This window comes from Pseudomonas sp. GW456-E7, assembly GCF_059424105.1.
On sequence record NZ_JBWKZB010000089.1, the window covers coordinates 1 to 9,050 of the forward strand.

Sequence of the window (9,050 nt, forward strand, 5' to 3'; positions counted from 1 at the left end):
CGCGAAGGCGTCGATACATTCAACATCCATGCTGCCTGACACGACGCCTTCGCGAGCAAGCCCGCTCCCACAGGAATCTTTGTGCTGAAAATGATTGCACAAAAAAAATGGCAACCGCGTCTGACGGTTGCCACTTTTCCAAACGGCTGGATTACTCGCCGTAAACGTCAAACTTGAAGTACTTGTCCTGCACTTGCTTGTACTTGCCGTTGGCGCGGATCTCGGTGATGGCTTTGTTGAACTGCTCGGCCAGGGCGGTATCGCCCTTGCGCACGGCGATGCCGGCGCCGCCACCGAAGTACTTCGGATCGTTGTACTCAGGGCCGACGAAGGCAAAACCTTTACCGGCGTCGGTTTTCAGGAAACCGTCGTCCAGGTTGACTGAGTCGGCCAGCAGCGCGTCGATGCGGCCGGAGACCATGTCCAGGTTGGCTTCCTGCTGGGAGCCGTAGCGCACCAGGACAATCCCCGCCGGTTGCAGCACTTCAGTGGCGAAGCGGTCGTGGGTACTGGCGCGCAGTACACCGACTTTCTTGCCCTTGAGTTCGGTCAGCGGATCCTTGACGTCGGTGCCTTCCTTCATCACGAAGCGCGCCGGGGTGTGGTAGTACTTGATGGTGAAATCGACGTTCTTCTTGCGGTCGTCAGTGATGGTCATGGACGACAGGATGGCGTCGATTTTCTTGACCTTCAGCGCAGGGATCAGGCCGTCGAACTCTTGCTCGACCCAGGTGCACTTGACCTTCATCTGCTCGCACAGGGCATCGCCGATGTCCACGTCGAAACCGGTGAGTTTGCCGTCAGGGGTTTTCATCGAAAATGGCGGGTAGCCGGCTTCGATGCCGATGCGGATCGGCTTGGCGTCGTCAGCCACGGCGGTCAGGGACAACATCGACAGTGCCAGGGCACCGAACATCACTAGCTTCTTCATTTATAACTCCTGTGTGCGGAGGCTTTTATTGGCAGCTTCGATTGGCAGCGTTCGGTCCTCGCTTTGTGAGCGGAACCGAAGTGGCCGGCAGTCTAGAGCGGCTACAGGAGGGTAAATTACGCCAAGGCGACAAATACTTACAAAAAAGTGGCGCCAGGATCGAGTCATTGCAGTGAACGCGCCATGACGGAGAAACGTCTGTCGGACAGATCGCGTTTTCAGACCAGGACTACAGCTCTTTCGACGCCATCCGACGCAACGGACCGGCTGGCGATACCGGGTGTTTTACGGCACATTGGGCGCCCTTGCGTCCCATCGAGAGTAGCACGATGCCCACGTTGAACCTGATCCAGCACCACCCCGCCGAAGGCCCGGGTGCCATCGCCTTTTGGGCCGAGTCCAAGGGGCTGACGCTGAAGGTGTTTCGCGCCGACCTGGGGCAGTTGCCGCCCGTCAGCGCCGATCCGGTGATTCTGTTGGGCGGGCCTTATGAATCCAATGCCGGCCCGGCCTGGCTTGCGGCTGAACGGCAATGGCTCAAAGGCAGCCTGGATCTGGGTGGGGCCGTGTTCGCCATCTGCCTGGGGGCTCAGCTGCTGGCGTTGAGTCTGGGCGGCAATGTCCGACGCATGGACCGGAGCGAAACCGGATGGACCACGCTGAGCTTTATCGATGGGCAAGCGCTGAAGGTACTCGAGTGGCACGAAGACGCCATCGACCTGCCGCCTGGCGCGCAGTTGTTGGCCAGCAGCGAGCACTGTGTGCAGCAGATGTACCGCGCCGGGCCGGCGCGGCTGGGGTTGCAGTTTCATCCGGAGTGGAACGCCGAGTCGGTGGCCGTGCTCAATGCGCATTTTGGCGATGAGTCGCCATTGCCGCGGGGGCCGCAGGACGATGCGGATTACGCAGCGGTGGCCGTGTGGCTGGAGGCGACACTCGATGAGTGGTGGGCGGCCGCTAACGAACACTGATCCATATCAAAGCACATTCCTGTGGCGAGGGAGCTTGCTCCCGCTCGGCTGCGCAGCAGACGCAGTTTTTGGGGTCGCTACGCGACCCAGCGGGAGCAAGCTCCCTCGCCACAAAAATCAACAGTGTTTGAAGGTCAGCATTCGCAACCGATCACTTTACGGGCCGGCCGCTGCTCTGTGGCACTCAACTCAAACCCTTCATCCAGCCACCCGGTCACGCCGCCGATCATCTCCTTGACCGGATAACCCAGGGCCGCCAGCTTCACCGCCGCCTTGTTGGCGCCGTTGCAGTGAGGCCCGGCGCAATAGACCACGAACAAAGTGTTTTTCGGATATCCGGCCAGACCCTCGGCGGTCAGCAAGCGCCCGGGAATGTTGATCGCTCCCGGCACATGCCCGCGCTCGAACGCCAGCGGGCCACGCACATCCACCAGAATGAAATCGATTTCGCCAGCCTGCTGGCTGCCGTAGACGTCGGAACAATCGGTTTCGAACGTCAGACGGTTGCTGAAATGCATCAGGGCGATGGCCGATGGGGCGGCGGGAATTTCGCGAACCAGACTGGTCATGGGCTGTACTCCAAAGAAGCGGTGGGTGTGGGGAGACTTTATCCGCCCGGCACTTGCGGCTACAGTGGCGCACAAGACACCGATCGGGAATTTTCCGCCAAATGCATCCCAACCCAGCCATGGTCGCGATTCTGGCCTACGACGGCCTCTGCACATTCGAGTTCGGCATCGCCGTGGAGATCTTCGGCCTGCCACGCCCCGAGTTCGATTTCCCGTGGTACGAACATCGCATCGTCGCCGTCGATCAAGGCCCGATGCGTGCCATGGGCGGCATCCAGGTCCTGGCCGACGGCGGCATGGAATTGCTCGCCGATGCCCGCACCATCATCATTCCCGGCTGGCGCGACCGCAGCGCCACGGTCCCCGCAGAGCTCATCGACGCCCTGCGCCAGGCCCATGCGCGGGGCGCGCGGTTACTGTCGATCTGCTCCGGGGTGTTTGTCCTCGCCGCCACCGGGTTGCTCGACGGGCACGGTGCGACCACGCACTGGCGCTACACCTCGGAACTGGCCGAGCGGTTTCCCGGCATCCTGGTGGACCCGGACGTGCTGTATGTCGATTCCGGCCAATTGATCACCTCCGCCGGCAGCGCGGCCGGCATCGATGCCTGCCTGCATCTGGTGGCCCGGGATTTCGGCACGCAAGTGGCCAATTCCGTGGCCCGGCGCCTGGTCATGTCGCCGCAACGCAGCGGCGGCCAGGCGCAATTCATTCCGACGCCGGTCAGTCCTACACCGCGCAGCGATCTTTCCCGCGTCATGCAGTGGGCACGTGAGCGCTTGCACGAACCGCTGGAAGTGCGCGACCTGGCCAGCGAAGCCGCCATGAGCGAACGCACCTTCCTGCGTCGCTTCACCGAAGCCAGCGGCCAGTCACCGAAAACCTGGTTGCAATACCAACGTCTGGGCCGCGCCCGCGAACTGCTGGAAAGCAGCGACCAGAACACCGAGCAGATTGCCGAACGTTGCGGTTATCGCTCGGTGGAAAGCTTTCGGGTGGCCTTTCGCACTGTGGTTGGCGTGCCGCCTTCGGTGTATCGGGAGCGGTTTGGGCGTGGGGGTAGTGCCTTACCTTCCGTTGGCCTTTAAGACGCCTTCGCGAGCAGGCTCGCTCCTACACGGATGGTGTGAACACTGAAAGTCCACTGTGGGAGCGAGCCTGCTCGCGAAGGCGTCAGCCCTGTCACCTCAAGCTCTCAAGGCTTGCGCAACAGATAGGTATCCATGATCCAGCCATTGGCCAGCCGCGCCGCCTTGCGTACCCGTTCGATTTCATCCGCCACATCCTTGAGCTTGCCGCTGATCAGGATTTCATCCGGCGTCCCCAGATAGGCCCCCCAGTAAATCTCGGTGTCCTGATCCGCCACCTGATGGTAGGCATCCTGGGCATCGAGCATCACCACCAGGCTGTCGGCATCGCTCACCTGCCCTGCCGCCAACCGCCGGCCCGTGGTGATTTCAACGGAGCGGCCAATCTGGTTCAGCGTCACCTTGTGCTGTGCCGCCAGGGCCTGGACGCTGGTAATGCCGGGGATCACCTCGAACTCGAATCCACAGGCGCCCGAGGCCTGGATCGCCTGAAGGATACGGATTGTGCTGTCGTACAGCGCAGGGTCGCCCCACACCAGGAAACCACCACACTGGCCGTCGGACAGTTCTTCATTGATCAGGTGTTCGAAGGTCTGCTGTTTGGCCAGGTTCAAGTCGTCGACACTGGTCCTGTAGTCCACTTCACCACGTTCGCGCTCGGGGCTGTGGGCCTGGACAAAACGGTAAGCGTGGTCGGTGATGTAGCGTTCGCAGATTTCGCGGCGCAAGTCGATGAGCTTGTCTTTGCTCTCGCCCTTGTCCATGAGGAAAAAAACGTCGACCTGATTCAGCGCCTTCACCGCTTGCATCGTGATGTAGTCGGGATTGCCGGCGCCGATGCCGATGACCAGGAGTTTTTTCATCACAGCAGGTCCTCGGGGTCGGTGCCCGGCAAGCGCAACCGCCAGCGGCCATGGAACCTCAACTCGACCGCCGACAGGGGTTCGACGTCGATCATGTCGGATGCCGCACCCTGCAACACCTGCGTCAGCGCGGCGCGGATGACAAAGGGATGGGTAACGGCAACGATGTGCCCCGGCGTCGACTGCAACGCGGTCAACCACGCCCCCACCCGCTCGCCCAATTGCACCAGCGACTCGCCACCGTGGGGAGCCGAAGCCGGATCCCCCAACCAATGCTCGAGCACCCCGGGGTCGGTTTTTTGCAGATCGCCGATGCGCACACCGCCCCAATGCCCGAAGTCGCAGTCCTTCAACGCATCGACAATCTCCGGCGCGCTGCCGAACAGCTCAGCGGTTTGCCGGGTGCGCAGTTCCGGACCGCAGACAAGGCGCGGAGCACCCTTGAACTGATTGCAACGGGAAAGCCTGAGCGCTTGCCAATCCATCTCCAGAGGTTCGTCCAATGGAAAACGCGCCAGTTTCTGTGCGACGGTTCGAGCGTGACAAATCAGGGTTAAACGGGTCGCCTGCACCGGCAATCACTCCAGGGATGGAAAGGAACAACGGCGTCAGGGGACCGCCATCGCGCAATTGTGCCGCAAGCAAGCAGGCCTTGGGGGTAATGCCGATCAGTTAAGCCCCGGACATTGTGGGAGCGAGCTTGCTCGCGATGGCAGACTGTCAGGCACCCCTTGCTTGACTGTCCAGCCGTCATCGCGAGCAAGCTCGCTCCCACAAGGTTTGCACTGACTGGCATCAGGCCTTGGGGGTGTTTAATTTTCCGGTTTGAAGCGGGCTCCGTCAGGCATTTCCCGGCAGATTTTCTGTTATCGCTGACTGCAACCAAGGCAATTGCCTACAAGACTTTGCGACATCGGTGTAGCCCCTTGCTGCAGGCACTTCGCCCCATTTTCGGGCACGGTCGGAGCACGCGAAAATTAACTAGACAGGCAGCACGCGATAATTAAATACTCTTTTCAACGGACTGTTAAAACATGTGCCACGCTCATCCAGCAGGAGCCCGGATGCCTTTTCTCGAATACCCGATCAATGTGCCAGGCCAGGCAACGCCAGCGGCCGAACCGTCCGTTCCTCGTTCAATGCAGGCAACCCCAGCAAGCATCTGACAAGAAAAAGAGTGGCGCCTGACAACGATCAGATGCCCACCGAACAAATGTGTGGAAAAACCGACAGTGATAGTCAGGTTCGGCTCAAACCGCCGGATCGTTTGATACAGGAGTATCTCCATGCTGGTCTTGCGTCCAGTCGAGTTGGCCGACCTGCCAAGGTTGCAGAAGCTGGCTCGTGAAAGCCTGGTGGGTGTCACATCCCTGCCCGACGATAGCGAACGGTTACGCGAAAAAATTCTCGATTCCTGTGCCTCGTTCAAGAAAGACGTCGAAGGTCATGGTCCGGAAAACTATTTCTTTGTCCTCGAAGACCCGACGACGCAGCACCTGGTCGGCTGCTCGGAAATCCTCGCCACGGCGGGGTACGGCGAGCCGTTCTACAGCCTGCGCAACCGGCACTTCACCAGTGCCTCGCGGGAACTGAACATCGAGCACGGTGTACCGGCCTTGTCGTTGTGTCACGACCTCAGTGGCCACACCTTGCTGCGTGGCTTCCATATCGATGCCGCACGGGTACGCACCGCCCATTCCGAACTGCTGTCGCGGGCGCGCCTGTTGTTCATCGCGGCCCACCCCGGGCGTTTTTCCGCAACGGTGATCACCGAAATCGTCGGCTACAGCAGTGATGAAGGCCACTCGCCATTCTGGGATGCCGTGGGCAAACACTTCTTCGACCTGCCCTACGTCGAGGCCGAACGGCTTTGCGGCCTGCAGAGCCGCACCTTTCTCGCCGAGCTGATGCCGCAGTACCCGATTTACGTGCCCATGCTGCCCAAAGCGGCACAGGACTGCATCGGCAGCATCCACCCCGATGGCCAGGAGGCCTTCGATATCCTCGAGCGCGAAGGCTTCGAAACCAACAGCTACATCGATCTGTTCGATGGCGGCCCGACGCTCTATGCGCGCACCTCGGGCATTCGGTCCATCGCCCACAGCCAGTGCAGCCTCACGCAGCCTGGTCTGGTGAACGATGCCCGGGGCAGCTTTCTGGTGAGCAACGAGTCCTTGACGGATTATCGGGCCATCGTCGCCGACCTTGATTACATCGCCGGGCAACCGGTCACGCTGGATGCGGCCATGTGCGCGGCGTTGAAGGTCAGGGAAGGCAGTCCGGTCAGGCTGATCGCCCTGTGAGTGCCCGCTTGGGTCAACGCCAACGTCTGAACACCCATGAACAAGGAACAGCCGCATGATTGTCCGTCCGGTCCAGATCACCGACCTGCCCGCCTTGTTCACGCTGGTGCGCCAGGCCAGCCCCGGACTCACCAGCCTGCCGGCCGATGAAGAACGCCTGGCCTACCGGATCCGTTGGGCCCAACGCACCTTCGCCGGGCAGGTCGATCGGGCCGATGCCGATTACCTGTTCGTGCTCGAGGACGACGAGCAGCAAGTGGTGGGCGTCAGCGCCCTGACGGGTGGAATCGGTCTGCGCGAGCCCTGGTACAACTACCGGGTCGGGCTGACGGTCAATGCTTGCGCGGACCTGGGTATCCAGCGCCAGATCCCGACCCTGTTCCTGAGCAACGAATTGACCGGGCAATCGGAAGTCTGCTCGTTGTACCTGCGCCCGGATCAGCGCCAGGGAAGCAACGGCCGGTTGCTTTCGCTCGGGCGTTTGTTGTTCGTGGCCGAGTTCACGCAGCTGTTCGGCAACCGGCTGATCGCCGAATTACGCGGCAGTACCGATGAACGAGGTGGCTCACCGTTCTGGGACAGCCTTGGCCGGCATTTTTTCAAGATGGATTTCAGCCATGCCGATCACTTGTCCGGGCTGGGCAACAAATCGTTCATCGCCGAACTCATGCCACGCCAGCCGCTGTACACCTGCCTGCTCACCGAACAGGCCCAGGCGGTGATCGGCAAGGCCCACCCGAACACCGAACCGGCCCTGAAAATCCTCAGCGCCGAAGGTTTTGCCCACAACGGCCATATCGATATCTTCGACGGCGGACCGGTCATCGAGGCCCCGGTTTCCGGTATCCGCACCGTGTGCGACAGCCGACCGCTGCAACTGGCCATCGGCTCGCCGGACGCGAACGATCCGCTCTGGCTGATTCACAACCGTCGCCTGGAAAACTGCCGCATTACCTGCGTCCCGGCCCGACTGGCGGGCAACAGCCTGGTGGTCGATCGCCTGACCGCCAAGCGTTTGCAGCTGCAGCCCGGCGACTCGGTGCGCGCCGTGCCGCTGCTCAATCAGCGGCACCAGGCCGCAGCGGCGTGACCTATCAGCTTCCTGCCTCAGGCGTCAATCTGGCTTACCCAGCAAATTCGTCATCATTCTCTCCCTGCGCGCGTGATAGCCTTTTATTTCTTCGGCGTTGACACTTTTGCTCAAGCCCTTCCATTCCATTGGTGGAACTCATATGTCCAGGCTTTCCCATCAAGATTTGCGCCGCAATTTTCGCCAACTGTTCGCCTCCAACACCTGCTACCACACGGCCTCGGTGTTCGACCCGATGTCGGCGCGCATCGCCGCCGACCTGGGTTTCGAAGTCGGGATCCTGGGTGGCTCGGTCGCCTCGCTGCAGGTGCTGGGCGCCCCTGACTTTGCCCTGATCACCCTCAGCGAGTTCGCTGAACAGGCCACCCGCATCGGCCGTGTTGCCCAGTTGCCGGTGATTGCCGATGCCGACCACGGCTACGGCAATGCGCTCAACGTCATGCGCACCATCGTCGAACTCGAACGCGCCGGCGTCGCCGCGCTGACCATCGAAGACACCCTGCTGCCCGCGCAGTTCGGCCGCAAATCCACCGACCTGATCACGGTCGCCGAAGGCGTCGGCAAGATCCGCGCGGCACTGGAAGCCCGCTGCGATAAGGAAATGGCGATCATCGCCCGCACCCACGCCGGGATTCTGCCGGTGCAGGAAATCATCAGCCGCACCCGGCAATACCAGCAAGCCGGGGCCGACGGGATCTGCATGGTGGGCGTCAAGGACTTCGACCATCTGGAGCAGATCGCCGAGCACCTGAGCGTTCCGCTGATGCTGGTGACCTACGGCAACCCGCTGCTGCGCGACGACAAGCGCCTGGCTGAACTGGGCGTGCGCGTGACCATCGACGGCCATGGCGCCTACTTCGCCGCGATCAAGGCGACCTACGACAGCCTGCGCGAGCAACGCCAGATCCTCACCCAGACGTCGGACCTGAGCGCGACCGAGCTGACTCACACCTACACGCAACCTGAGGAATACATCCGCTACGCGGAAGAGTTCATGAGCGTGAAGGAGTGATGGTTTAACCCGGCACGACGCCATCGTCGGATCGCCTGGTTCGCGGTTGCACACCAATGTTGGACTCGCCACAGATCCACTGTGGGAGCGGGCTTGCTCGCGAAGGCGGAGTGTCAGTCGATACAAATACTGAATGACACACCGCATTCGCGAGCAGGCTGACTCCCACAGGTCTTGCGGTGGGCGGTCACGCCGAGTCGAGCAGTTCGCGATGGGGTTTGCC

9 protein-coding genes are annotated in these 9,050 nt (G+C 61.5%); 5 read left to right on the forward strand and 4 right to left on the reverse strand.

The genetic code is table 11. The features are described 5' to 3' along the window. Nucleotides 1-151 precede the first annotated feature (151 nt). Nucleotides 152-931, reverse strand: coding sequence for an ABC transporter substrate-binding protein (locus tag AC07YV_RS29215; protein WP_007975754.1), 780 nt, complete (start codon nt 929-931; stop codon nt 152-154). Nucleotides 932-1,260: 329 nt separating this feature from the next. Here AC07YV_RS29215 and AC07YV_RS29220 point away from each other — a divergent pair, with 329 nt between their 5' ends. Beyond that, nucleotides 1,261-1,902 (forward strand): type 1 glutamine amidotransferase, encoded by a 642-nt coding sequence (locus tag AC07YV_RS29220; protein WP_102702757.1) that lies wholly within the window; start codon nt 1,261-1,263, stop codon nt 1,900-1,902. Between the two features lie 134 nt (nt 1,903-2,036). Here the strand turns inward: AC07YV_RS29220 and AC07YV_RS29225 are convergent, their stop codons facing one another. Beyond that, nucleotides 2,037-2,471 (reverse strand): rhodanese-like domain-containing protein, encoded by a 435-nt coding sequence (locus AC07YV_RS29225; RefSeq protein ID WP_102702758.1) that lies wholly within the window; start codon nt 2,469-2,471, stop codon nt 2,037-2,039. Between the two features lie 101 nt (nt 2,472-2,572). Between AC07YV_RS29225 and ftrA the strand changes: the two genes are divergently transcribed. Then, nucleotides 2,573-3,559, forward strand: a complete 987-nt coding sequence (gene ftrA / locus AC07YV_RS29230; protein ID WP_102702759.1) for a transcriptional regulator FtrA — start codon at nt 2,573-2,575, stop codon at nt 3,557-3,559. A gap of 107 nt (nt 3,560-3,666) precedes the next feature. Here ftrA and cobF read toward each other — a convergent pair whose 3' ends face one another. Together cobF and AC07YV_RS29240 are read right to left on the reverse strand one after the other, a co-directional pair. After that, nucleotides 3,667-4,422 carry a precorrin-6A synthase (deacetylating) gene (gene cobF / locus AC07YV_RS29235; protein ID WP_102702760.1) on the reverse strand — a complete coding sequence of 252 codons (756 nt, stop codon included), beginning with the start codon at nt 4,420-4,422 and terminating at the stop codon, nt 3,667-3,669. Beyond that, nucleotides 4,422-4,994 carry a histidine phosphatase family protein gene (locus AC07YV_RS29240; RefSeq protein ID WP_102702761.1) on the reverse strand — a complete coding sequence of 191 codons (573 nt, stop codon included), beginning with the start codon at nt 4,992-4,994 and terminating at the stop codon, nt 4,422-4,424. The genes cobF and AC07YV_RS29240 overlap by 1 nt, the downstream gene beginning before the upstream one ends. A 714-nt stretch (nt 4,995-5,708) precedes the next feature. On the opposite strand from AC07YV_RS29240, the gene AC07YV_RS29245 reads away from it, so the two are divergent. The 3 genes from AC07YV_RS29245 to AC07YV_RS29255 all read left to right on the forward strand — a co-directional run bounded on the left by AC07YV_RS29245 (nt 5,709) and on the right by AC07YV_RS29255 (nt 8,827). Further along, nucleotides 5,709-6,725 carry an arginine N-succinyltransferase gene (locus AC07YV_RS29245; RefSeq protein WP_102702762.1) on the forward strand — a complete coding sequence of 339 codons (1,017 nt, stop codon included), beginning with the start codon at nt 5,709-5,711 and terminating at the stop codon, nt 6,723-6,725. A gap of 55 nt (nt 6,726-6,780) precedes the next feature. Next, entirely contained in the window at nt 6,781-7,815 is a 1,035-nt protein-coding gene (gene astA / locus AC07YV_RS29250; RefSeq protein ID WP_102702763.1) for an arginine N-succinyltransferase, read from the forward strand. A 142-nt stretch (nt 7,816-7,957) separates the two neighbouring features. Beyond that, entirely contained in the window at nt 7,958-8,827 is an 870-nt protein-coding gene (locus tag AC07YV_RS29255; RefSeq protein ID WP_007975765.1) for an isocitrate lyase/PEP mutase family protein, read from the forward strand. Nucleotides 8,828-9,050: the final 223 nt, after the last annotated feature.